Genomic DNA, 25,271 nt, shown 5'->3' with positions numbered 1-25,271 from the left:
TAATTTGTTGAGTAACAGGTTATTTTTTTGAAGTTTGCTCATTAAAAATTTTAATAGCTGTTTGGTACATCTCTTTATCAATACAAAATCTTTCTGTTATCCAATAGGCAAGTTCAGAAGAGACAAGGCTATGTTCGCTTCTCTTACCTTGGAAATATTGCTAAGGCATTCCCGTTATTAAAAAAAACACTTTTAGCATCACCATAACCAGATAAAATATTTTTATAGACCATACAATAGCACACCTATATAAATGAGTGTGCTATTTATATAGCCCAGTCGTATACATTTCCGTCAATGTATGCACAATTTCTCCTAACTCTAATTCTTTATCATTTTTCACAATTGCCCAAAGAAACATCTCATTCATCGCGAACCAAGCACTAGCTACAATTTCTTTATTTAATTCAGGCTGTACTAATCCACCTTCTTGAGAGTATGTAATATCCTGCGCAATACTGTTTATAAAGCGTTCCCGTATCTCGTCCCATTTTTGACGTATCTCTTTTGATAATCCAATTGCTTCCTGCACAACTTGTAATATAGCTCGTTCTTTTTCTGCTAGTTGTAGGAATGCTCTAACTTGATTTTGAATCATTTTATGTGCTTCTTCTTTCGTTTGAGGGGAAAAGGAGCGCTCAGCAATATCATAAAATTGATTCATGACATCTTCCATTAAAACGATAAGGAGATCATCTTTGTTTTTAAAGTATACATATGCCGTTCCATAACCAGTTTCTGCATGTTTAATAATTTGTGTAATAGTCGTTTTTTGAAATCCGTTATGTATAAAAATAGTGTAACCAGCGTGTAATAGTTTCTTCTTTGTTTCTAAGGAGCGGTGTTTTCTTGATGAAAGAGTATTGTTTTTCAAAGAACCACCTCTTTATACTGAAATATCTGAAAATATAACTGTATTGTAAAAGGAATTCACATATAAAGTCAACTGACATAATATCATTGACGTTATATCAACTAAGGTGATATATTTCAATTAGTTAGAATAAAAAGAAAATTAAAAGAAGGTGACACCATGTATAAAGAACCATTTCAACCGAATTATGAATATGCGCTTGAATGTGATAAACATGATGAACTGAAAGATTTTCAAACTGAATTTTATAAAAAAGAAGGAACGATATATTTAGATGGAAACTCATTAGGGCTACTTTCAAAAAGAGCAGAGAAATCGTTACTTACGTTGCTACATTCATGGAAAGAGTATGGAATTGATGGCTGGACAGAGGGTGAGCATCCGTGGTTTTTCCTTTCGGAGAAATTAGGTGAATTGACAGCGCCTCTTATTGGAGCTTTATCGGAAGAAACTATTGTAACCGGTTCCACTACTACGAATATACACCAAGTTATTGCGACGTTTTATGAGCCGAAAGGAATACGTACAAAAATTCTTGCTGATGAATTAACATTTCCGTCAGATATATATGCACTTCAAAGTCAAATTCGTTTAAAGGGTCTAGATCCAGATGAGCATTTAGTACGAGTGAAGAGCCGAGACGGTAGAACACTTTCTGAAGATGATATTATTCAAGCAATGACAGATGATATCGCGTTAATTTTATTGCCTTCTGTACTATATAGAAGCGGCCAAATTCTTGATATGAAACGTTTAACAGCGGAAGCACATAAGCGTGGTATTCATATCGGATTCGATTTATGTCATTCAATCGGTTCTATTCCGCATTATTTCAAAGAATGGGATGTTGATTTCGCCATTTGGTGTAATTATAAATATTTAAATGCAGGACCTGGTGGAGTTGCGGGTCTTTATGTAAATAAAAAGCATTTTAATAGACTTCCAGGATTATCAGGTTGGTTTAGTTCTAGAAAAGATAAGCAGTTTGATATGGAACATACATTAACAGCTGCTGATCATGCAGGTGCTTATCAAATTGGTACACCGCACGTATTAAGTACTGCACCTTTAATTGGTTCTCTTGAAATATTTAAAGATGCTGGTATAGAACGTTTACGTGAAAAATCGCTACATATTACAAGATACATGCTGGATTTAATTGATTATGAATTAAAAGATTACGGATTTACAATTGGAAATCCATTAGAGGATGAAAAACGAGGCGGGCATATTTATTTAGAGCATACAGAAGCAGCACGCATATGTAAAGCGTTAAAAGCAAATGGAGTTATCCCTGATTTCCGTGCACCTAATGGAGTAAGACTTGCGCCAGTCGCTTTATATAACACATACGAAGAAGTGTGGAAATCTGTACAAATATTAAAGAAAATCATGAGAGATGAAGAGTATAAGCAGTTTGAAAATAAGCGAGAGGTTGTGGCATAAGTATGAAAGCTTCAGTGTGGATTGATATTTCACAACCGCTAAATAATGATATTGCTACTTGGCCAGGTGATACACCGTTCTCGTATGAAGTTTCATGGTCAAAAGAAGAGAGTGGCTCAGTAAATGTCGGAAAGTTAACGATGAGTATTCATACAGGTACTCATATTGACGCACCGTTTCATTTTGATAATGATGGAAAGAAAGTAATAGATTTAGATGTTCAAGTTTATGTCGGTCCAGCGCGGATCATTGATGTTTCTAATCTTGAAAGCATTGGGAAAAAGGAATTAGAAACCTTTCATTTAGAAGGTATAGAACGCTTGTTGTTACGCACATCTTCACATGGTAAAGCGAATGAATTCCCGGATGTAATTCCGCATTTACGTGCTGATATCGCACCATTTCTTTCTGAAAAGGGAATTCGTTTAATTGGGGTAGATGTACCATCAGTAGATCCATTAGACGATAAAGAATTAGCAGCGCATCACCAATTGTTTAAACATGGTATACACATTTTAGAAAATGTCGTACTAGATCATGTAGCAGACGGCGATTATGAATTAATCGCATTACCACTTGCCTTAACAGATGCAGATGGAAGTCCAGTTCGAGCAGTTATTAGACCAATATAAGTAGAATTATATAAAAGGGGCGTTTGGCTAATATGAAAGAAAACGAAAAGGTAATTATGGAAAAAGGAATTCATACGGACTTTAAAGAGAATATGACGTACGGGGAATATTTACAATTAGATAGTTTACTATCTTCTCAAAAGAGATTATCAGATCATCATGATGAAATGTTATTCATCGTGATTCACCAAGCAAGTGAACTTTGGATGAAGCTTATTTTACATGAGTTAAACGCAGCGATTGAATCTATTAAACAAGATAAATTACAACCAGCGTTTAAAATGCTAGCCCGCGTATCAAAAATTCAGTCGCAAATTATTCAATCTTGGGATATTCTTGCGACATTAACACCATCAGAGTACATTGAGTTTCGTGACTCACTCGGTCAAGCTTCAGGTTTTCAATCGTATCAATATCGTATGATTGAGTATGCGCTTGGCTATAAAACTCCGCACGCATTAAAAATTTATGAAAAAGATCCAGAATTACACGCTCGACTTCATACAGCACTACATGCACCAAGTTTGTATGATGTGGCAATTCAAGCTCTTGTAAAAGAAGGATTCCCTATTCATAAAGATGTGTTAAATCGTGATATTACGCAGCCTTATGAAGAAGACGCAACAGTAGAAGCAGCATGGATAGAAGTGTATGCAGATGTGAAGAAGTATTGGGATTTATATCAGCTTGCTGAAAAATTAATCGATATTGAAGACTGGCTACAACAATGGCGTTTCCGTCATATGAAAACGGTAGAACGTATTATTGGTCATAAAATGGGAACAGGTGGATCTTCTGGTGTATCTTATTTGAAAAGGGTACTTGATCAATGTTTCTTCCCAGAGCTTTGGAATGTTCGTACGAAATTATAAAAAACAAACCTGTCAGTTTATTACTGGCAGGTTTGTTTTTTATTTGAACACATTTATGTTTTAATTAAAGCTACAAGATATAATAAATAAGGTAATGATTTAATTGGAGGTAAAGTTTTGGATTTCAAGCAACTAGAAAATAAATTTGAAAAGAAAAAAGTAAATACATTTCTCGTTTATCAAAAAGGTGAGCTAACCAATGAATATTATAAAACGATAGAATGTGCAAGTAATTTATATAAAATAAACTCGATTACAAAAAGCATTGTATCTATATTAATTGGTATTGCAATTGATAAAGGATATATAAATGATATACATACACCGATTATAGAGTGGATTGAAAATGTATCTAATGAAAAGCGGGATTTGACTCTTTATCATTTATTAACGATGACTACAGGTGAGGATTGGAAAGAGTTCGGAAATGGAGTAGTGTTCCCAAATGATTTTGTAGAATCGGAAAACTGGGTGCAATACATATTAGAAAAACCAATAATGGAAGAACCAGCTACAAAAATGAATTATAACTCAGGGTCTTCTCACTTGCTTAGCTATATTGTTCAAGAAGTTACCGGAATGTCGACAGAGCAGTTTGCGAAAAGATATTTATTTGATCCATTAGAAATTACCGAATATGAGTGGCAACAAGATCCGCAAGGCATACATGTCGGCGGTTTCGGTATGAAAATGAAATCTAAAGATTTATTAAAGCTCGGAATATTATGTTTGCAGAATGGATATTGGCAGGGTAATGAAATTGTATCCTCGAAATGGTTAGAAGAATCAAGTACACCTCTATTTGAAACGTATGAACATGTCGGGGCATATGGATATCACTGGTGGGTATTGAATAACGAAAGATTTCACATACCGTATTGTATGTATTTTGCTATGGGATACGGCGGACAATACATCGTTATCATTCCACAGTTAGAACTGGTAGCAGTTATTAGTAGCCATATGCCAAAACGCGGACTCGTTCCATTGAAATTATTTATTGAGCATGTACAAGAGAATGATAAGTTGATATAAGAAGAGGAGAGAATGTATGAGAGGTGTAAAAACATTAGCTTTATTTAGACTATGTTTAAGTCTTCTAGCATGTAGCGCCATTATTACGCAATTTATAATAAGGGCACAAGTGAAACCGTTCAATCCAGTTAACTTTTTTAGTTTCTTTACGATTGAAAGTAACATCTTAGTTGCATGTATTCTCCTTTTAAGTAGCATTGGAACAGCTACATTTGGTCGATCAGAGCAGTTTAGTATACTTCGTGGTGCCGCAACTGTATATATACTTACGACAGGACTCATTTATTTTTTGCTATTAAGAGGATTAGAAGAATCACTTCAAACCGCAATACCATGGGTGAATACGGTGCTACATTATATCATGCCAATTGCCATGCTTTTAGATTGGATTTTAAATCCACCTAGTAAGAAAATCACTTGGAAACAAGCTGCAAGTTGGCTCTTATTCCCGTTTTTTTACGTTGTGTACAGCTTAATTCGTGGTCCAATCGTAAATTGGTATCCATATCCGTTTTTAGATCCGAGAATAGGTGGATATGGTAGAGTACTTATATACAGTATAGGGATAGCAGTTGTAATTGGTGCTATTTGTATATTGGTAAGATTTTTAGGGAACCGAGATTTTAGGAAAGAATTTTAGAAATGAAAACCCCACTGTTAACATTTTAACAGTGGGGTTTTCATTTTATCTACTCGTCTTCTGAAATGTCATCTTTATAAATTTATCTGTCTTCGTTTCAAATTCTACATCAACAAAAACACCATATTCTTTTCCATCTTCACGTAGCCACAATTTAAATTTTTCAACCGTTATTTGAACGGTTTTCGGTTTTCTACCTATATGAAGGTAATCAATAATCTCCGCTTTTGGGTATTGTTCTTTCGTCTTTTCTACAGCAAGTTTCCCCCATTTGGCATACGGAGGCTGCGCATGAACAATTGATGGGACAGTATATATATTTGAACATGTAGTTATGAACAAAATGACGAGTGCGATACGCTTTAACAATTTTTTCATGATGAACTCCTTTTATATTTTTTTATATTGTTTACATATTTTTTCAACGATATGAGTTTGGATTTTTTTGTCTTCTTTACATAAAAGCGAGGCTTTTACAAAACATAACCAAGAAATCATTTCCGTAATTAAGGAGGGAAAATCATGCGTCAAAAAGCTATTTTTAAAATAGCAATTTTACTTGCATTCATAGGACTATCTTTGATGGTAAGTAGTATACAACTAAAAAATGTTGAAGCTTTTTCTAATCAAGTCATTCAAAGAGGAGCATCTGGCGAAGATGTCATTGAACTGCAATCTCGTTTGAAATATAACGGATTTTATACGGGAAAAGTGGATGGTGTTTTCGGATGGGGTACATACTGGGCACTTCGAAATTTTCAAGAGAAATTCGGATTACCTGTTGATGGTTTAGCTGGAGCTAAAACGAAGCAAATGCTAGTAAAAGCAACGAAGTATGACAAGTCAACAGCTAATAAAGGAACGACAACGAATAAAGGAAATAGTGGTGGTACTGCACAAGAAAATAAACCATCTCAAAATAAAGGGACAAATGTTCCAAATGGTTATTCTCAAAATGACATTCAGCTTATGGCAAACGCAGTATATGGAGAATCTCGTGGTGAACCGTACTTAGGGCAAGTTGCAGTAGCTGCGGTTATTTTAAATCGAGTTACAAGTGCCTCATTCCCAAATACCGTTTCGGGTGTAATCTTTGAGCCAAGAGCATTTACAGCGGTAGCAGACGGACAAATATATTTAACGCCAAATGAAACAGCGAAAAAAGCTGTATTAGATGCAGTTAATGGATGGGATCCAACAGGAAATGCATTGTACTATTTCAATCCAGATACCGCAACAAGTAAATGGATTTGGACTCGTCCACAAATTAAAAAGATCGGGAAACATATTTTCTGTAAATAGAGCGGAGGTGGAACTATGTTACGAGGTATTATAATCGTATTATTAACAGTCGGTGTAGTTGGAACAGGATATTGGGGCTACAAAGAACATCAAGAGAAGAATGCAGTATTAATTCGAGCAGAAAATAGCTATCAACGTGCGTTTCATGATTTAGCATATGAGGTTGATTTATTGCACGACAAAATTGGAACAACGCTCGCGATGAATTCACGTGCATCTTTATCACCTGCATTAGCAGACGTATGGAGAATAACATCTGTAGCTCGTTCGGATGTAGGACAACTGCCTTTAACATTAATGCCTTTTAATAAAACGGAAGAATTTTTAGCAAATATCGGTGATTTTAGTTACCGTGCAGCCATTCGTGATTTAGAAAAAGAGCCGTTAAATGATCAAGAATACAAAACGTTGGAAACTTTATATTCAAATGCAGGCAATATACAAGATGAACTAAGAAAAGTACAACATCTTGTTTTGAAAAATAATTTACGCTGGATGGATGTTGAGATGGCACTCGCATCAAATCGTGATCCTGCAGACAATACAATTATTGATGGATTAAAAACAGTAGAGAAAAACGTAACATCGTATTCGTCTACAAACTTCGGACCGACCTTTACTAGTGCGCAAAAAAATAAAAAAGGCGGATTTGAAGCAGAAGGAAAAGCAATTTCTAAGGATGAAGCGGCGAAAATCGCAAAATCATTTTTGAATTTAAAAGGAAATGAAAAAGTAGATGTTGAGAAAAGCGGAAAAGGTGCGAAAGAATCTTTCTATAGTGTGAAAATTAAAGATCCAGCAACGAATAATGAGTTTTATATGGATATTACCGGAAAAGGCGGATATCCAATTTGGGTTATGAATAACCGAGAAATTAAAGAACAGAAAATTAGTTTAAACGATGCAGGAAGTAAAGGTTTGAAATTTTTAAAGGACCACAAGTTTAATAATATGGAGCTTTTTGATAGCTCACAATATGATAACGTTGGTGTATTTACGTATGTAGTAAATGAGAATGGTGTACGAATTTATCCAGAAGCAATTCAAATGAAAATTGCTTTAGATGATGGTTCTATCGTTGGTTTTTCTGCAAAAGAATATTTAGCATCACACCAAAAACGAACAGTTCCCTCAGCAAAGCTAACTGCAGCAGAAGCAAGAAAGAAAATCAATCCAGATGTTAAAGTTATGGAAGAACGTAAAGCCGTAGTTGTAAATGATTTGCATAATGAAGTACTTTGCTATGAATTTGTAGGTACTTTAGGGAAAGATACGTACCAAATTTTCATTAATGCAAATAGCGGTGCAGAGGAAAAAGTGAAGAAAATGCAAGCTGTTGAAAAAATTTATGATTAAACTTTAATAGTAAAGTGGTGAGAATAATGAAGATCTTAATATATATGTTGATGCTTTGCTTTTTTATAACAGGATGCAGTATTGGAAAAAAGGACAATCCAAACGAAAAACCAGAGCAAAAAAATGTTTCGACGAAAAATGTTAATTATACAAACAAACCAAATAAGCCAAATGAAAAAGCGGCGGACCATTTAGCATCTTTAGCCGCAAGTGTGCCAGGTGTGAATGATGCAACAGCGGTAGTTGTAGGAAAATATGCTATTGTAGGTATTGATGTAAAAGCGAAACTCGATCGAACTCGCGTGGAGTCCATTAAATACTCTGTAGCAGAAAGTTTAAAAAACGATCCGGATGGTGCTAATGCAGTCGTTGTAGCGGATGTTGATACGTATGAACGACTGAAACAAATTGGAAAACAAATTAAAAAAGGAAAAACAGGTGAAGGTATACTTGATGAGTTAGCAGCAATTGTTGGCCGAGTAATGCCACAAGTTCCAAATGACATGATTGAAAATCGAGAAACGAATCCAATTAAAGATAATGATAAACAATTACCAAAAGATGAAGAACAAGAACTAAGAAAAGAACAGAATGACCAATCAAATAATCATTTGAATAAATAAAGTTAACCCCGTACTTAATTGTACGGGGATTTTTCAATATAATATTTAATATTCAGTTTATTTTTAAGGAAATATATGGTTTAATTATGGTGGGAGGGACAACTGTTATGATGAAAAAAAGCGCATTAATAGTATGTAGTTTATGCTTAGGTTTCAGTATGACAGCGTGTGAACAGAAGAAAGAAGTAAAAAAACAAACAGCGACTTCTTCTACTGTGTTGGAAAGTGAGAAGAAAGAGTCTATCAATATAAATCATTTCTCGAATATAAATGAAGGAATGACTTATATTGAAGTGAAAGATGTAATTGGTTTTGATGGTAATTTACTTATAGAAGAAGGTGTAGAAGATTCTACACAAATTAAACAAATTTTTTCATGGAAGGGAAGCGATCCAACTTCATTAGTTGAAATTACCTTTTTAGATGGAAAAGTGCATTCAAAAGCGCAGCAAGGTTTAAGTTAATAAGTTGAAAAATGGGAGAGTTTAGCATGAACATACATACAGGGGAAATTCAATTAGTTCCGTTTAAGGAGAAGTATAAAGAAGTTATACAAACATTTACTTTACCAAGTGAACAAGTTCAATTCACATCAGATCCAGGTGAATTATTGGAGAAAGCAAAAAGTGATCGAACAAAAAATGTGATTGTTATTTTAGATTACAATGGGGTACCTGTTGGTCTTTTCGCATTGCAAACAGGGGATAGAGTACAGGAGTTCACAGACAATCAAGATGCTTTACTTTTAACTTCGTTTTCTATAAATCACAATAGGCAAAGGAAAGGATATGCTAAAAAATCATTGGCATTATTACAAGAGTTTGTAAAACGTTATTTCCCGATAAAAAATGAGGTTGTACTTGCTGTGAATGAAAAAAATATTCCTGCACAAAATTTATATGAAAAAGTCGGCTTCCAAGATAAAGGCTTTAGAAGAATGGGACCAATTGGTCAACAAATTATAATGCATTTACCTATCATGAAATAACGAGAAGAAAAACTTACTCTTGCATAACAAAGTAGTAAGTTTTTTTATTTAGTACGATATATAATGTAGATTATATATATAAATGAAATAGAAATGAAGGAAATACAAAATGAATCAAGTTAGAAAATGGAATATTGTTGGAGGAAGGGTGATAAAAACCGGAATAGCAGTTTTTCTTACAGTTCTAGTTTGTGAATTTTTCAATATACCTACTATTTTTGCTGTCATCACGGCTATTGTAACGATTGAGCCAACTGCAACGGATTCTATAAAAAAAGGGCTAGTTCGTTTTCCAGCTTCAACAATTGGATCGGCGTATGCAATGACTTTCACATTTTCCCTAGGTCATCAGGCTCTTTCTTATGCGTTAGCAGCGATGTTTACAATCGTTACATGTCAAAAACTAAAGTTACATGCGGGAACGTTAGTCGCAACATTAACTGCTGTTGCAATGATCCCTATTACGGCAGATCATTATTTCACTGCATTTTTAATTCGATTAGCTACTACATCTACTGGTATTATAGTATCTACTTTAGTGAATTTTTTCATTTTGCCACCACACTACCTTAAAACCATTTCGGGATGTACAGAGGAGCTATTTGTTAAAACTGCAAATATTATGGAGGAATGGCTTAATGCATTAATTGAAGGGAAAGTTATAACGAAAGAGACAACCTATAATCTATCTAATTTGAATTTATCATTACATAAAGCGGTACAATTTGTTCAATATGAGCAAAAAGATTGGAAATATCATCGACATACAAAGAAGGAAATGAGAAGCTTTTTAGCTATGCAGAAGCAACTCCATATATTGCAGCAAATTATTTACCATATAGATAATTTAGCTCGAGCACCAATTGAAGCATGGGACTGGTCACAAAATAAAAAAGAGATATTACAGCGAACGGTTCATTCTGTAATTTCTATATTAAGAAATAATTGTAATGAAATAGATGAAGAACATTTTAAACTGATTGATGAATTAGACAAAAAATTTTGGGATTATAAAAATGATTTAGGACATTGTAAACCAAATCAATATCATCATCACTTTTCAAGCGAATCTATCATTTTGTTTGAGGTATTATCTATACATGATATGTTAGAGGAATTAAAACAAATATCCGAGAAATATGAGAGTGAAAATCAACTCAATTGTTCGGCTCATTTAAATGGGGAGGATTGATATGACAATTTATATTACATTACTAAGAGGAATCAATGTAGGTGGGCATAAGGTAATCAAAATGGCGGATTTAAAACAAATGTTTGAATCAATAGAGTTAAAACAAGTAAAAACATATATTCAAAGCGGTAATATCGTGTTCGAATCTGAAAAAGATGTTGATTTTTTAAATAAACGAATACAATCGGAAATTAAAAACGTTTTTGGTTTTGATGTTCCAGTCATGTTAAGAACACATGAGGAATTTATAAATATGATAAAAAGATGCCCCTATGAAGCCGATTCATTGCTAGAAGGGGAAAGTATACATGTTGCTTTCTTAGCAAACGAACTTTCTGAAAAAGAAAAAGATCAGCTGCTTATGCAAAAAAATAAGACTGAAGATTGCTATATTCATGAAAAAGTTGTGTATTTATTTTTCAAAAATAGCATTCGAAATTCTAAATTAATGAACCAGTTTCAGAAGTTACATACACCAGCTACAGTAAGAAATTGGCGGACTGTGAATAAATTAAAAGCGATAGTTGAGGGGATGTAAAGAAATACGGTAAAGTATATTGGAATACGATTGACAATAGATTAACATCTACAGAAAAGAAAACTCTTAGAGACGTATTACTTAGGGTAGATAAATGTTTAAGAGACTATGGTTATAGTATAAAATAAAACGAATTAAGAGGTAGGTAAGATGGGGAAATTTGTGAAAGACCAAAGGGTAGTTGCATTTACATTAGAGGGGTTAGCACCATGTACAGTTATAAGAGTTGGTTGGATTTTTATCATGGTACAAGTAGAAGAAACGAAGCACCTATACTCAGTTACAAAAGGTAAGATAACGTCTATAGAAGAGGATAAACACTATTTTTTAGAAGAGAGTTTTGATGAAGAAGGGGTTTTTGATATTGGTAGAGTTTTTGGTGCGATTGAAACAACAGACATGGAACTTGCAAAGAAATCATTTGAAGAAAATGAAGATTTCAAGAAATGCGAAGATTTTCACAATCCATCAGAAGGGAAACTGTATGGTGGAGAGTACTATACTACAATCAAAACAGGTAAAGAGTTACTAGAACAATACTTTAATCGAGAAGGAATAGAGTGTAATGGTACAAATTAAATTAGATGTGAAAACAGTTAAAAGTCAAATCTTATTTATGTTAGGTATATAGATTAATAAAAAATTTTTATATTTTATTATTGGGAGGACGAAGTAATGGATTTGGTAAACAAATTTTTAAACGGCTTGAGAGCAGCATTATCAACAGATGATCTCGAAACACTAAATAAAGCGTGCGGTGCTACAAAAGAGGATATTGATACATTAAGGCTAGAATATCCAAATTGTCCAGAATCACTAATCTCTTTTCTTGAAAATATTGATGGTACATATTGGCGGAAATATGGAGAAAACAAAGTTGCGGTATGTATTTTAGGCTCAGATGTTGAAGAGTATCCATATTATTTGCTTTCTACACAGCAGATGCTCGAAAGTTCAAAAGAAGAAGAAGACGTATCCTATCTTTTAGAATACCAAGATGACGAGGATACTGTTGATTCTAAGATAAATCCAAAAGGACTTCTCCCTGGCACTTATATTCATTTTTCAGACTGTATGAACAATGGTGGAACATCAAGACTCTATATTGATTTTAACCCTTCTGATGAAGGTGTATGTGGCCAAATCATTCGTTTTTTGCACGACCCTGATGAATATGAAGTGATTGCAAACAGCTTTGATGAGTATTTACAGAATCTTATTGATGGTGATTTTAATTTTCTAGAAGAAGAATCCCAATAATTTTTTTACAAACTCATTTAAAAGGTTAGAAATTAAACAACTTTAAAGAGCCTTACTACAATATGATTTGTAGCGAGGCTCTTATATTTTTTAATCAAAATTAAATAACATTATTATCACTTTACAAAATCTCATCTTTTTATTTATATTGTTTTGCGACTATAAGTTCGACGATAGGATAAATAAAGAACGAAGAACAAAGTGCGATAAAAAGAGGAAGATTCTTTATTTCATCGAGTATTAGGAATGAAAATCCTTCTGATAATATTACAATAAAAAACATAAGGCATATAAGTGCAAAATAAGCAATTTTAAAGCTTTTATATTTAATTTGTTGTCCCATTTCATCTTTGCTTTCTTCCGATACTCCGTTTGGATCTCCCCAAGTAATTTGATTAATTAAATTACCAAGTATTAACGAAAAAGCGAATATTGTCCCTCCAAAAATCGAACCTTCCGTTACATATTTATATGCGCCATGTATGAGAACTCCGATTAATGATAAAACGATAATTATGAAAATAAATTTTTTATGATTCAATTTAGAAATGACACCTCCTGTGATGTAAAAAACTCTTTACATCCATAGTATAAAATTGGAAAAGTTTAATGTCAAATACTTTTTACATAAATGGTGCAAGAATATGATATTTTGTTTTTACGATTTATAAAAAATTACATTACATTTGAATGTAAAAGAAAGGGCTCGCATATATTTGGAAGGGATGTCAGATTAATTTAGGGGGTAGTTATGTCTATTCTATTAAAAGCTGGTGCTGATGCAGGAAATAACGGTTTGAAGTTAATGGTGAAAGGGCAAGACCCTATTTTTATTCCAAGTATATATTCTTTATATATAGGAGAGCCTACAGGATTGTTAGATGAGAGTGATGTTTCATTATCTGAATTAGAAAATCACATTGATGTGACCATTAGTTCTCCATCGCTAATGTTAAATAACGTGCGGTATATCGTTGGGGAAAAAGTCATTCAAGATCAATTAAAAGGTACTGAGGTTGAGAAGAAATCAAATAAGTCAACTGATGAGTTAATGGTTATTACAATTCTATCTGGTTTAGCAGTAAGTGCTATGCGTCAAAGTCCAACTTCTAGTCATATTAATATTCGTTATGATTTATCTGTTGCTCTTCCTATGCAGCTTATTACACAAGAAATAGCTGCGGAAAATGCGAAACGTTATATGGGCAATCATAAGGTTGTGTTCCATTATCCAAACGGACGTGATGTGACAATTAATATTTCAATCGAATATTGTAAATGCCTACCTGAAGGCGCTTCTGGTACGTGGGGCATTGTATATGATGAAGAAGGAAATGTAGTGAAACATAAAATAGAATGTGAACAAAATCAAGTTTCAGAAATTGATTTTGTTGATAAAACTTTATTGTCTTTTGATATTGGTGCAGGGACGACAGAAGAAGTAGTTTCACTAGGTGTGAACTTTAGACCACAACTAAGTAAGGGCTTATCATACGGTGTGAAAGAAACGTTACTACAAATTATTACAAGATGGAATCGGAAGTATCCAACAAAGACGATTGATAGTATTACAGAGTTTAACCAAATTTATTTAAATGAAAAGCACCCAAGAAATGCGTTACTAGTTGAAGAATCACAACCAGCATTATTAGGTTTAGCAGCGCGTGTCGCAACAGATATCATAAACAAAATTGATGACATGAAAGACGATCCATACGTATTTATTTATGGCGGGGGCGCAGTTATCATTAAAAACAGTTTAAAAATGATTTTAAAACAAAAAGGACGACTAACAAATGTAATCTTTGTAGATAATCCATTATTTACAAATGCACGTGGATTATTAGTCTACACTTGTTCGCCAAAATATAGAGAGCATAAGCAAAAAGAGTTAGGATTTACAAACTTAACGATAAGTTAGTTGGTGGAAGTATGCGATCTAGGCGATATAAACGTGGTGATCGAGTAAAAATCAATATTCATAAATCAGTATCACCTGAAATGATTGCATGGCTGAATAAACAATCAAACCCAACCAATTTCTTTTTCTTTGCAGCGCAGCAACTCTTTAAACAAGTAGGAGATATTGATGTGTCAAAAGCTATACCAAGTAGCCATGTTTTCTCATTATACGTGGAGCCATCATCTTTATTAAAGGTCGAAGTAAATCCCTTTAAAAACGTGCCACTAGAAGCTAATAAATCCACCGATAATATAAAAAAAAAATCATGGGAATCTGTTGATCAATTAGATTGTCCGTTTTTTTAAACATAGAAAAAATAAGTATTGCCCATCACTATACATATGGATACAGTGATGGGCATTTTTACATGTAACGAATAGAAGGGGCACAAATTATGGTGTGCCCCTTCTATTCGTTATTTATCTATATTTTAGATGTATGTTCAATAACTGCATGAATGATGTCTTCCCAGTCATCAGGATGATTTTCATGTCCTGCGCCTTTAAGGGTTAGTAGGACTGAGTTAGGAATTTCATCAATAAGTGCGAGACCATGTTCAAAGGGGAGTGCAGTATCGTCTGTTCCGTGAATAACTAATGTAGGTGCTTGTATGGAGTGAAGCACACCTTCATAAGCATCATCACCTTGAAGTAAAGCGTGATTAAACATACTTAGTAGATTGTTTGCGCGTTCTATTTCTTGTTTTACTTGATTATAGACTCTTTTTTCATCAAATGTTCGTTTGGACCCACATAATAGGCGAGATCCGGAAACTAAATATTTTGCTATAACATTTTTATTTGTCCAATCTAAATGCGTGCCATTTGCGTGATGTGTTAAAATTCTTTCGTCCATCGGAGGTAAATCGCGCGTGTTATCGTCAGAGCCTATCACACTTGTAGCCAGTAATGTTAACGTTAAAATTCTTTCGGGATGTTTTACAGCAGCAATTTGTGCGATCATTCCACCTAATGACATACCGAATAGATGTGCTTTATCAATATGATAAGCATCGAGGACCCCAATTGCATCTTCAGCCATATCTGTAACTGTATAATTGGAAGTTCCAGGCTCATATGTAACAGAGCATCCCACATCACGGTTATCAAAACGAATAACAAATTTCCCCGTGTTAGCTAACTGTTCACAAAACTCTTCATCCCAATAAACCATTGAACACGTAGCACCCATAATTAATAAAATAGCTGGATTTTTAGGGTTCCCAAAGCTTTCTGTACATATATCAATCCCGTTTATTTTAAATTTCTTTTCAGTCATAGAGTTCTCCCCATTTCTTTTGAATGTAATTGAAAATACAGTTTTGAGTGATTCTAAGGTGAGTGTACGTTTTCTTACGGAATTCATAACGCTTCTTACGTAATTACCCCCAAAAATAAGTTTATGATAATTCAAGGCAAAAAATTTTGAGAAATATTTGTATGTTATTAAAATAAATAGCAAGGAGGAATGGACATGAAAGCAATTGTTATAGATCAATATGGTAATGTTGAAGAATTAAAAGAAAGAGAAGTTTTAAAACCAATTGTTAAAGGTAACGAGGTATTGATACGTATTCTCGCGACATCTGTTAATCCTGTTGATTGGAAAATAAGAAAAGGAGACTTACAAGAACAGTTGCGATTTTCATTTCCAATTATTTTAGGGTTGGATGTAGCTGGGGTTATTGAAGAAGTTGGGGAAGAGGTAGAGTGCTTCAAAGTAGGAGATAAAGTATTTACGAAACCTGAAAATATAGGGAAGGGCTCTTATGCTGAATTTATTACAGTAAAATCGGATTTATTATCTTATATGCCTACTAATCTAAGTTTCGAAGAGGCAGCTTCTATTCCTCTTGCAGGACTTACAGCGTGGCAAAGTCTTGTAGATTACGCAAAAATAAAAGAACATGACCGAGTACTCATTCATGCTGGAGCTGGTGGAGTTGGAAGTTTGGCAATCCAAATCGCAAAATCATTTGGAGCTTTTGTTGCGACAACCGCAAGTAGTAAGAATGAAGAGTTTTTAAAGTCTTTAGGAGCAGATCTCGTTATTGATTATAAAAAAGATAAATTTGAAGAGTTACTATCAGATTTCGATATTGTATTAGATACAATAGGTGGCGAAGTACAAGAAAAAAGCTTTCAAATTATAAAATCTGGTGGTGTGTTAGTTTCGATTGTTCATGAGCCAATTCAAAAAGTAAAAGGGATAAAATCAGGATTTTTATGGCTAAAACCAAACGGAAAGCAATTAGAAGCATTATCAAAATTAATTGTACACGGAAAAATAAAACCAATTATAAGTAAAGTTGTGCCGTTTAATGAAGAGGGGGTTAGAGAAGCTCATATTTTGAGTGAAGGTCAACATATTAGAGGTAAAATTGTAATGAAAGTCGGAGGATAATGAAAATAGTGGCTTGTAGAGAAAGTGAAGTTGAACTACAAAAACGCAGAAAAAAATACTATCCAAAAAGTCACATTTTCATTTTGGATAGTATTTCTTATTGGATATGTAATGTTATTTCTATAATATACAGTTTCGTATTGTATCATGTAATTTCTCTAAACCAATCAACATATCTTTTTCATTTAACATCGAGTAGCTAATCCGTAATTGGTTATTACTTATATCTGTATTTAATAGACAAGCTGTTCCTGGTAAAAAAGAGACATCTACTTCATTTGCTTTTTGTAATAAGGTAAAGGGATCTATCGAATCAGGAAGTGTAATCCATAAATTAAAGCCACCATTTGGTATTTCAAATCGTAATTCTTTAAGTGGTGATAACATATCAATAGTTATATCACGTCTAATTTGTAAAGCCGTACGTAATTTTTCTAAATGATTTTTCATACGTTCTGCACGTAAAAAAGGAAGGAGTGCTTTTTGCGTTAATAAAGGACTACCGATATCCATTGAACCTTTTACAGCATATAACCATTCAAAAATAGGCCCATCGGCAATAAGAGATGCGATACGCAATCCTGGTGCTAACGTTTTACTAAATCCTTTTATATATATTACATGACCATTCGTATCAAAATTTTTGATAGGAGAGGAAATAGTAGCACCCTCAAAATATATTTCTCCGAAAGAATCATCTTCAATTATAAAAAACTCATATAGCTCTGCTAGTTCTATAAGTTCCATTCGCCGTTCATTACTCATTACTGTACCTGTCGGGTTCTGGAAAGTTGGATTCGTATACAATAATACGGGATTTTTACTTTGACAAATATCATCGATTAAGTCGGAGCGAACTCCATGATTATCAAGAGAAACTGGTATAATTTTAGCACCTTTATTGATGAAAATATCAAGCGCAGCACTGTAACAAGGACTTTCCACTAATACAATATCACCAGGTTTTAATAATGTTTGAGCAATTAAATCAATTCCTTGTTGTGCTCCGCTTGTAATTAATAATTTAGATGGATCGGTCACTAAATTTTGGTGTTCACTTAAGTAATTTGCTATTTCAACTCGCAGTTCATAATCACCCTGTACTGGCCCATAAGTTGCTAGGATCATCTGGTCTTTATGAAGTATTTTATGCATTTCGTCTGCTAAGAATGGATTTGGCAATAAACGAGGATACAAAATCGCTTGTGAAAAATCGTAATATTTTCGGTGCTGATTCATTGCATATTGAGATCGCATAACATTAATCGTTTTCGTTTGTTGCCATTTGTACGGAATTGGTTTGAAATCTTTCTTTACATGTTTATGTATATAAGCACCTTTTCCTTGCTCAATGCGTATATATTCTTTCTTTTCTAATTGCTTGTATGCTTTACGAACAGTTAATAGGCTAATCTGCAAATCTTCGGCCATAGAGCGTAAAGATGGAAGGAGGTCACCATGCGCAAGCATGCCACTTTGTACTCTTTCAACGATTTGCATATATATTTGTTGGTAATACGGTATGTTGGATTCTTTACGAAGGACAATCTTCATGGTTTCACCTTTTTCATTTTTATTTTATTAAAGCGAAAAATATAAAGAGAATCAACTACAATTTTAAGTAACTGTTATATACATAGATACACTGTTATACACCATACCTTCTATACTCATGTTAAGAGTAAAAAGGAGGAAGAAAAATGGTCATTTTCAATTATATTTTAGTATGTATTATTTTCGGAACAACATTTTTAACGATAAAAATCGGAATTGAAGCAGGAGCGCCCCCATTATTTTCAGCAGGAATTCGTTTCTTTTTAGCAGGCGTAATTCTGATGATTATATTTAAGTTAAAGCGAAAGGAAATTGTGCCACATGTATTTTCAAAACATATTATATATGCTGGTTTTTGCTTAACGTTTATGACATTTGCAACATTGTACTGGGCGGAACAATATATTTCTTCAGGGTTAGCTGCTGTACTTTCTGCTACGGGGCCGATGATGATTTTATTATTACAGGCAAAGAGAAATAAGGAAAAATTACAAAAAGAGCAACTTTTTGCTTTAATTATCGCACTAATAGGTGTTGTTTTTGTTTCTTTACCAGGAACGCACCAAGAAGTAAGTCTCATATGGAGTATCGCTTGTTTTGTTTTAATAATAGGAGAGTTATTTTACGGAATAGGCTCTATTCGCTCAAAAGAAATACTTTCGGATTTACAAAGTGTATCACCATTTCTCATTAATGGTATTCAAATGTTTTACGGAGGGGTTTTATTACTAATCGCATCCGTCATAGTAGAACAACCGAATGTATCTGTATTAGCTTCATGGAGTGTACAGTGGCCTATTTTATATCTTATCTTTATCGGATCAATTGGTGGGCACGGATTATATTATTGGCTCTTATCAAAAACAAATCCTGTATTCCCGTCAACGTGGTTATATGTATCACCGTTAATTGCTATTATTGTAGGATATATCATATTAGGGGAACCTTTAAACCCTACAATGGGAATAGGTGCTTGTTTTATTTTGGTTGGTGTATTTTTAGCTAATCGATCCACACTTCGGAGCTATTTCAAACAAGGGAAATTATTTGAGAAGGAAAGGTAGTAGAATTAAAAACACAGTTGGAAAAATAACCAACTGTGTTTTTTACTTAATTTACTTTTTTTATAAACCCTTTATAATGACGTTTCACAAGCTGACTTTCTAACGTCTTCATTGTTTCAAGTGCTACACCGACGATGATAAGTAAGCTTGTACCACCAATTTGTGCAGAAGGTGGTAATGTAGCAATTTTTGTGAATACGAGCGGTAAAATTGAAATGGCACCTAAGAAAATTGCACCGATAAATGTTAAACGGTATAAAATTTTCGTTACATATTGTTCTGTTGATTTACCAGGACGAATACCAGGCACATAGCCATTTTGCTTTTTCAAATTCTCAGCCATTTGTTCAGGGTTTACTTGAATAAATGCGTAGAAGTATGTGAAAGCAACGATCAGACCGACATAAAGCGTCATTCCAAGTGGATGTGCGAAATCAAGATTTGCAACTAACCATTGCGATACGCTTGAATCTGGGAAGAGCTGCGCAATTGTACGCGGCGTCATTAAAAATGCGGAAGCAAAGATAACTGGAATTACACCAGCACTATTTACTTTAAGAGGTAAATGAGTGTTTTTTGCTCCTTGATATTGATTGTTTCCTGAAACAGCTTTTGCATATTGAATCGGTATTTTACGCACAGCTTGTTGAATGTAAATAACACCAACAACTATCGCTAAAATTACGAGACCAATTAAGATCATCTTTATAATGTGCATGAATAATTGATCGCCTGCATTTTGAAATTGTTGCAAATAAATTTGATTCGCAACATTTGGAATCGCCGCAACAAGTCCTGCGAAGATAATCATCGAAATACCGTTACCAACGCCATTAGCGGTAATTTGTTCACCTAACCAAAGTAAAAATGCAGTACCTGCAGTTAAAACTGTCGCAATAAATAAGTATGTAGTCCAGCTTTGATCTGTAATTAATTGTCCACCTGCTATATTATTAAAACCATAAGACATCCCAATGGCTTGTATGAATGCGAGAATGATTGTAAAGTATCGAGTGAATTGAGCTGATTTCTTTCGGCCCATTTCTCCTTGCTTTGCCCATTCCGAAAATTTAGGTATAACGTCCATTTGTAGTAATTGTACTATGATGGAAGCTGTAATATATGGTGTAATACCTACAGCAAAGATTGAGAAGTGTTGCAGTGCTCCTCCGCCAAATACGTTTAACATACCTAAAACGTTAGCTTGATCTTGTACTTTTAATACCTCTGCGTTAGTATGAGGAACTGGAATAAACGTGCCAATTCGAAAAACAATTAGCATCGCTAGTGTAAAAAGAATTTTGTTTCTTATCTCAGCTACTCTCATGAAATTTGAAATCGTACGAAACATTATGTCGCCTCCTATATTTTTATCAGTTCAAAACTGATGGTTATATCCCGATGAAGTAACCACAAACCTCCTTCCGCATTAAATTCATTTGACAAATGGAATTTTATACACTTTGTAGTTTTCTCGGATATAAAAATATAAGGTGTTTTTTAGCGACCAATATGCTTTTCGTAATCATTCAATACACATAATATATCGAATAAATTAACAAATGTACATACATACGCATGAAAAATGAATGAATAGGGGCATTTTTTACATTTATTTAATGCTAGATTGATAATTAGGAACGTTTTATGTAGTTGTATTGAAAGGATTCGGTGGAAAGTATTATGGTGTAACTGCAGCACATGATAACTTCAAGGAAATCTTCAAGGATGTTGAGAAAACTCATATATTTAGTCGTGAATTAGAGAAACAGTAGTGAAGGAAAATCTTTCTTCTATAGAGAATATTTCTAACGCAGGAATCTAAGTATATAGGTTCTAATGAAAGGAGAATTCACATGAATACATTTGTAAAGGACAAGTTTTATGAAACGAGAAATCAATTATTTGAGGAAATTACTTTGTTAAGTGATACTCAATTTAATAGAAAACCAGATAAGGATAAATGGAGTATAGCACAAGTTTGTCATCACTTAGTTTTATTAGATGAGAGAGTTATAACGGTTATTTTGTCAGGATTAAAAAAGATGGATAGTTTCCAAAATGAGCGTAAAGAAATTCATACTATTGTATTAGATAGATCAATAAAATTTATAGCACCAGAAATGATTGAACCAAGTATAGAACCATTTGAAGTGCTGCAAATGGTTGATTTGTTAACCGACTCTAGAAAAGCATTGATGCGTTTTCTGAGTACAATAGAAGATGAATCTAAATTGGCAAAAAAATCAGTGATGCATCCAGCTCTTGGAGAATTACTTCTTGATCAGTGGATAGAATTAATCTATTTGCATGAACAACGTCATATAGAACAAATCAAAGAGGTAAAATTGCTTTGTGAAGTTGAAAAGTAAAAATTATTATCTATTTATTGAGCGATTTAGGAAAGCATCAAGGGTTCGAGTGATAAAATATAAGTCCTGATAAGCAGAAGAAAATACGAAACTAGCAGATCTTACTCTTGAATAGGAAACGAATATTCGAAAAAAAACTGAATCCGAATTGTTGTATAAGTGGAACCCCGTCTTAAATGAAGAACGGGGTTATTATTTTTGGAAGTGATCTCAGCATTTTCGTTTAGAAGGAAATAAATTAGCAATGAAATCCGAAAATGTAATCAGCATTACACACTATATCTTTAAGTTATAATGATTTCCGGAAATGAGTTATATGTCCATAATTTTGACAGTACATATACATCTACCGTTGGTTTAGCGCTCTTCACACGTTGGAGGAAGAAGTAAATACTATTCTGCTAGGGGGTATATGCATTTTATTCTCTATATTTTCACAGCAGAACCATCTCCAAAATTTTCTTTTGCAGTTGAAGTTTTCCGAATAATAAGTTACATTTTTAAAGTTCAAGCAACTTTATGAAAGTACAAAAAGGGGAGAAATATTGTTATTATGCAAAAAATGAAATGGAAGAACTATTTATGTTATTTTGTTATTTTTATACTTCTTGGAACAGCAGTAACAGTCAAACCATCTATCTCAAAAGCTGAGGAATCTGATGTTAATATTACACTGTTAGGTACTGCCGATATTCATGGTAGATTTATGCCTTGGGATTATGCGCTTGATGGTGCAAATACGAGTGGAAGTTTAACGCAGCTTTATACGGTTATAAAGAAGGTGCGTCAAGAAAATCCCAATACCATATTAGTAGATGCCGGGGATACAATTCAAGGAAATTCAGTAGAGTTATTCAATGATCAGCCACAATCGCCAATGATGGTAGCGATGAATGCAATGGAATATGACGCCTGGGCATTTGGAAATCATGAATTTAACTTTGGATTAGATACATTGAAAAAAGTTAGTGAGCAATATAAGGGCAAGACACTAGCAGGAAATATTTATAAGGAAAATGGAGAGCGTTTTCTTCCTGCATATACAATTGTTGAAAAAGGTGGAATTAAAGTCGGGATTATTGGTATGAATACACCAATGATTAGTGATTTTGAAAAAGGGACAGATCATTTGGATGGTTTAGTTGTGAAAAATCCAGTAGAAGAGACAAAAAAGGCAATTAAAGAATTAGAAGGTAAAGTAGATGTAATGGTAGGCGTTATGCATATGGGACTAGAAAATGAGAATGGAATCCCTGGTACTGGTGTTCAAGATATTGCGAATGCTTGTCCGGAACTAAGTGCTATTTTTGCAGCTCATATGCATAAACTTGTTAAAAAAGAAGTTGTAAATGGTGTCATTATTACAGAACCAGATAAATATGGAACACATATCTCACGTATTGACCTTACTTTTACAAAGCAAGATGGAAAGCTGGTTTTAAAAGATAAAACTGCTACAGCTATACCTGTAAAAAATACTGATGGAACAACAATAGTATCTGATCCTACACTTGAAGACACATTGACACCTTTTCACGAGTATGCGAGGGGAGATGCAAATGTTGTAGTCGCTCAATTAAAGGGTAGAAACCTTGTTCCTGAAAATGAAATAAAAGGTATTCCAAGTGTGCAGATTCAAGAGACACCTTTATCGGATTTCTTTCATGAAGTCATGCTCTACTACAGCAAAGCAGATGTAGTAGCCCATCAAATTGATAACGATAATGCCCGTTTGGATGTAGGTCCTATTAAGAAAAAAGATATTGCGTATAATTATCAATATGCTTTGGGAGAAATTACGGTATATAAGGTAACTGGGAAAGACTTAAAAGACTATATGGAATGGGCGGCAGGGTACTTTAACTCATCTCGTGCCGGAGATGTAACAGTTAGCTTTGATAAAACCCGTCGTGCTTCTAAATACAGTACGAATGATTTCTTTGGAGGCGTAAAATATGAAATTGACTTAACAAAACCATATGGTAGTAGAATTACAAATTTACGCTCTATTCGTACAAATAAACCAATCAAAATGAGTGATGTTATGACGCTAGGAATGAATGCGTATAGAATGGAGGCTCTTCAGGCAAAAGGGGGAGCTTTAGAGGGACGGAAATTTGAACAAACTTGGTCATCTAAACAAGAGAATGCATTCGGAGAAACAGGTGGAACCATTCGTAACCTTGCTATTACATATTTAAAAGAGGTAAAGAACGGTGTATATACGCCAAAAGTTATGCATAATTGGAAAATTACTGGCGTGAATACACATTCTTCAGAGCATAAGGCTGTAGTGGATCTTGTAAATAAAGGGATTTTAGAAATTCCAAAAACTGAAGATGGAAAATATACAAATATAGCATCTATAAATACTAAAGATTCAATTACAAAAGAAGAGATTGTAGCACTCTCACAAAAAGCTAATATTAATCCAAATCAGTTTAATCATGTAAAAAGAAAAGGTGAATTTTACAAAAAACTTAGTAGGATAATTAAATAAATATAAAATAGATAGCTTTCGTGCAAAAAACTATTAAACTTGGACATACCATTATCCTAAAAAAAGTTTGTGATTGGTATGGAAATATAAAGAATCAACGATAAAAAATCCCCTGGATCATTAAACAAATCCGGGGGATTTTTTATTTGAATAATTTTGGTTTTATTTCTTACTATGCATATTTATAATATGCTTTAAAAGAACATACCTTGAGCTAATAACATGCAATAGATGTGTCCTTTACTATATTTAAATGGGAGACAAATTAAAGATATTTTTGACAAAATAAAAAAGCCTGAAACTCATATGAGACTTCAGCTATCTCATGATGTTACAATCCATGCAGCTATATACATAACAACATTATATTAAAAAATCTAAATTGTAGATGCGCTGCCTCACTAAAGTATTTATATACTATATATCATAAAACAATACACGCACTTTCTTTTTCTTGTTTATCAAGGTCATTAGTATTTATTTGATCCATCTTTATCCTAAATCAACTTCATGTCCGAAATATAAGTTTAAATAAGTAATATAAATTATAAGATGTCCTATAATAATTGTTATTTTAATAGCATTAAACCTACTCTTAAAATAGTAAAGAGTGGGTTTTTATGTTGTTATTTAGATGTAAGGGTACTTTGATTAGAA

The 25,271-nt window shown here is 33.5% G+C and carries 26 protein-coding genes; 20 read left to right on the top strand and 6 right to left on the bottom strand.

The annotated features are described in order from the left end of the window. Positions 1 to 262: 262 nt before the first annotated feature. The gene (locus ACLBWW_RS13130; RefSeq protein ID WP_447614065.1) at positions 263 to 874 is read right to left on the bottom strand and encodes a TetR/AcrR family transcriptional regulator; all 612 of its coding nucleotides are present in this window, start codon (positions 872 to 874) and stop codon (positions 263 to 265) included. A gap of 159 nt (positions 875 to 1,033) precedes the next feature. Between ACLBWW_RS13130 and kynU the strand changes: the two genes are divergently transcribed. The 5 genes from kynU (at position 1,034) to ACLBWW_RS13105 (ending at position 5,499) form a co-directional block, all read left to right on the top strand. After that, entirely contained in the window at positions 1,034 to 2,320 is a 1,287-nt protein-coding gene (gene kynU, locus ACLBWW_RS13125; protein WP_098132637.1) for a kynureninase, read from the top strand. A gap of 2 nt (positions 2,321 to 2,322) precedes the next feature. Beyond that, entirely contained in the window at positions 2,323 to 2,952 is a 630-nt protein-coding gene (gene kynB / locus ACLBWW_RS13120) for an arylformamidase (protein ID WP_098047681.1), read from the top strand. Positions 2,953 to 2,984: 32 nt separating this feature from the next. After that, positions 2,985 to 3,824, top strand: coding sequence for a tryptophan 2,3-dioxygenase (kynA, locus tag ACLBWW_RS13115; protein ID WP_000661964.1), 840 nt, complete (start codon positions 2,985 to 2,987; stop codon positions 3,822 to 3,824). A gap of 117 nt (positions 3,825 to 3,941) precedes the next feature. Continuing rightward, the gene (locus tag ACLBWW_RS13110; RefSeq protein ID WP_098047680.1) at positions 3,942 to 4,859 is read left to right on the top strand and encodes a serine hydrolase domain-containing protein; all 918 of its coding nucleotides are present in this window, start codon (positions 3,942 to 3,944) and stop codon (positions 4,857 to 4,859) included. Positions 4,860 to 4,875: 16 nt separating this feature from the next. Continuing rightward, positions 4,876 to 5,499: a Pr6Pr family membrane protein gene (locus ACLBWW_RS13105; RefSeq protein WP_064475460.1), complete on the top strand. Its 624-nt coding sequence runs from the start codon at positions 4,876 to 4,878 to the stop codon at positions 5,497 to 5,499. 45 nt (positions 5,500 to 5,544) lie between these two features. Here the strand turns inward: ACLBWW_RS13105 and ACLBWW_RS13100 are convergent, their stop codons facing one another. Further along, complete coding sequence (locus ACLBWW_RS13100; protein WP_048547304.1) at positions 5,545 to 5,877, bottom strand: DUF3889 domain-containing protein; 333 nt, start codon at positions 5,875 to 5,877, stop codon at positions 5,545 to 5,547. Between the two features lie 144 nt (positions 5,878 to 6,021). On the opposite strand from ACLBWW_RS13100, the gene sleB reads away from it, so the two are divergent. From sleB to ACLBWW_RS13055, 9 genes are all read left to right on the top strand, one after another. After that, the gene (sleB, locus tag ACLBWW_RS13095) at positions 6,022 to 6,801 is read left to right on the top strand and encodes a spore cortex-lytic enzyme (RefSeq protein WP_048547302.1); all 780 of its coding nucleotides are present in this window, start codon (positions 6,022 to 6,024) and stop codon (positions 6,799 to 6,801) included. A gap of 15 nt (positions 6,802 to 6,816) precedes the next feature. After that, entirely contained in the window at positions 6,817 to 8,157 is a 1,341-nt protein-coding gene (gene ypeB / locus ACLBWW_RS13090) for a germination protein YpeB (RefSeq protein WP_048547301.1), read from the top strand. A 26-nt stretch (positions 8,158 to 8,183) separates the two neighbouring features. Further along, entirely contained in the window at positions 8,184 to 8,780 is a 597-nt protein-coding gene (locus ACLBWW_RS13085) for a YhcN/YlaJ family sporulation lipoprotein (RefSeq protein ID WP_048547299.1), read from the top strand. A gap of 107 nt (positions 8,781 to 8,887) precedes the next feature. Further along, the gene (locus ACLBWW_RS13080; RefSeq protein ID WP_048547297.1) at positions 8,888 to 9,244 is read left to right on the top strand and encodes a hypothetical protein; all 357 of its coding nucleotides are present in this window, start codon (positions 8,888 to 8,890) and stop codon (positions 9,242 to 9,244) included. Between the two features lie 26 nt (positions 9,245 to 9,270). After that, positions 9,271 to 9,768, top strand: coding sequence for a GNAT family N-acetyltransferase (locus ACLBWW_RS13075; RefSeq protein ID WP_098132639.1), 498 nt, complete (start codon positions 9,271 to 9,273; stop codon positions 9,766 to 9,768). 109 nt (positions 9,769 to 9,877) lie between these two features. After that, positions 9,878 to 10,960 carry an aromatic acid exporter family protein gene (locus tag ACLBWW_RS13070; RefSeq protein WP_098067939.1) on the top strand — a complete coding sequence of 361 codons (1,083 nt, stop codon included), beginning with the start codon at positions 9,878 to 9,880 and terminating at the stop codon, positions 10,958 to 10,960. Position 10,961: 1 nt separating this feature from the next. Next, complete coding sequence (locus ACLBWW_RS13065) at positions 10,962 to 11,498, top strand: DUF1697 domain-containing protein (RefSeq protein ID WP_098080054.1); 537 nt, start codon at positions 10,962 to 10,964, stop codon at positions 11,496 to 11,498. A 150-nt stretch (positions 11,499 to 11,648) separates the two neighbouring features. After that, complete coding sequence (locus ACLBWW_RS13060) at positions 11,649 to 12,077, top strand: hypothetical protein (RefSeq protein ID WP_447614064.1); 429 nt, start codon at positions 11,649 to 11,651, stop codon at positions 12,075 to 12,077. Positions 12,078 to 12,173: 96 nt separating this feature from the next. After that, on the top strand, positions 12,174 to 12,758 hold the full coding sequence (locus ACLBWW_RS13055) for an SMI1/KNR4 family protein (RefSeq protein ID WP_048547287.1): 585 nt from the start codon (positions 12,174 to 12,176) through the stop codon (positions 12,756 to 12,758). Between the two features lie 139 nt (positions 12,759 to 12,897). On the opposite strand, the gene ACLBWW_RS13050 is transcribed toward ACLBWW_RS13055, so the two are convergent. After that, on the bottom strand, positions 12,898 to 13,299 hold the full coding sequence (locus ACLBWW_RS13050) for a hypothetical protein (RefSeq protein ID WP_098047678.1): 402 nt from the start codon (positions 13,297 to 13,299) through the stop codon (positions 12,898 to 12,900). Between the two features lie 210 nt (positions 13,300 to 13,509). Here ACLBWW_RS13050 and ACLBWW_RS13045 point away from each other — a divergent pair, with 210 nt between their 5' ends. Both ACLBWW_RS13045 and ACLBWW_RS13040 read left to right on the top strand, forming a co-directional pair. Then, a complete protein-coding gene (locus ACLBWW_RS13045; RefSeq protein ID WP_000025617.1) occupies positions 13,510 to 14,679 on the top strand; it encodes a ParM/StbA family protein in 1,170 nt (389 codons plus the stop codon). Positions 14,680 to 14,690: 11 nt separating this feature from the next. Continuing rightward, a complete protein-coding gene (locus ACLBWW_RS13040; protein ID WP_001257747.1) occupies positions 14,691 to 15,026 on the top strand; it encodes a hypothetical protein in 336 nt (111 codons plus the stop codon). Between the two features lie 118 nt (positions 15,027 to 15,144). On the opposite strand, the gene ACLBWW_RS13035 is transcribed toward ACLBWW_RS13040, so the two are convergent. Beyond that, the gene (locus ACLBWW_RS13035) at positions 15,145 to 15,999 is read right to left on the bottom strand and encodes an alpha/beta fold hydrolase (RefSeq protein ID WP_098080058.1); all 855 of its coding nucleotides are present in this window, start codon (positions 15,997 to 15,999) and stop codon (positions 15,145 to 15,147) included. A 195-nt stretch (positions 16,000 to 16,194) separates the two neighbouring features. Between ACLBWW_RS13035 and ACLBWW_RS13030 the strand changes: the two genes are divergently transcribed. Next, positions 16,195 to 17,124, top strand: a complete 930-nt coding sequence (locus tag ACLBWW_RS13030) for an NADP-dependent oxidoreductase (protein WP_098077485.1) — start codon at positions 16,195 to 16,197, stop codon at positions 17,122 to 17,124. 120 nt (positions 17,125 to 17,244) lie between these two features. On the opposite strand, the gene pdxR is transcribed toward ACLBWW_RS13030, so the two are convergent. Further along, positions 17,245 to 18,678: a MocR-like pyridoxine biosynthesis transcription factor PdxR gene (gene pdxR, locus ACLBWW_RS13025; protein ID WP_087983905.1), complete on the bottom strand. Its 1,434-nt coding sequence runs from the start codon at positions 18,676 to 18,678 to the stop codon at positions 17,245 to 17,247. Positions 18,679 to 18,824: 146 nt separating this feature from the next. Here pdxR and ACLBWW_RS13020 point away from each other — a divergent pair, with 146 nt between their 5' ends. Next, positions 18,825 to 19,742, top strand: coding sequence for a DMT family transporter (locus tag ACLBWW_RS13020; protein WP_098847644.1), 918 nt, complete (start codon positions 18,825 to 18,827; stop codon positions 19,740 to 19,742). A gap of 46 nt (positions 19,743 to 19,788) precedes the next feature. Here ACLBWW_RS13020 and secY read toward each other — a convergent pair whose 3' ends face one another. Further along, positions 19,789 to 21,093: a preprotein translocase subunit SecY gene (gene secY, locus ACLBWW_RS13015; protein WP_087983907.1), complete on the bottom strand. Its 1,305-nt coding sequence runs from the start codon at positions 21,091 to 21,093 to the stop codon at positions 19,789 to 19,791. A 505-nt stretch (positions 21,094 to 21,598) separates the two neighbouring features. Between secY and ACLBWW_RS13010 the strand changes: the two genes are divergently transcribed. Beyond that, positions 21,599 to 22,114, top strand: coding sequence for a DinB family protein (locus ACLBWW_RS13010; protein ID WP_060486760.1), 516 nt, complete (start codon positions 21,599 to 21,601; stop codon positions 22,112 to 22,114). Between the two features lie 553 nt (positions 22,115 to 22,667). Beyond that, a complete protein-coding gene (locus ACLBWW_RS13005; RefSeq protein ID WP_098077477.1) occupies positions 22,668 to 24,614 on the top strand; it encodes a bifunctional metallophosphatase/5'-nucleotidase in 1,947 nt (648 codons plus the stop codon). Positions 24,615 to 25,271: the final 657 nt, after the last annotated feature.

Source organism: Bacillus sp. M5A3_1b (genome assembly GCF_053345335.1).
Note: the sequence above shows the minus strand (reverse complement) of the source record. Positions and strands in the feature narration are given on the sequence as shown.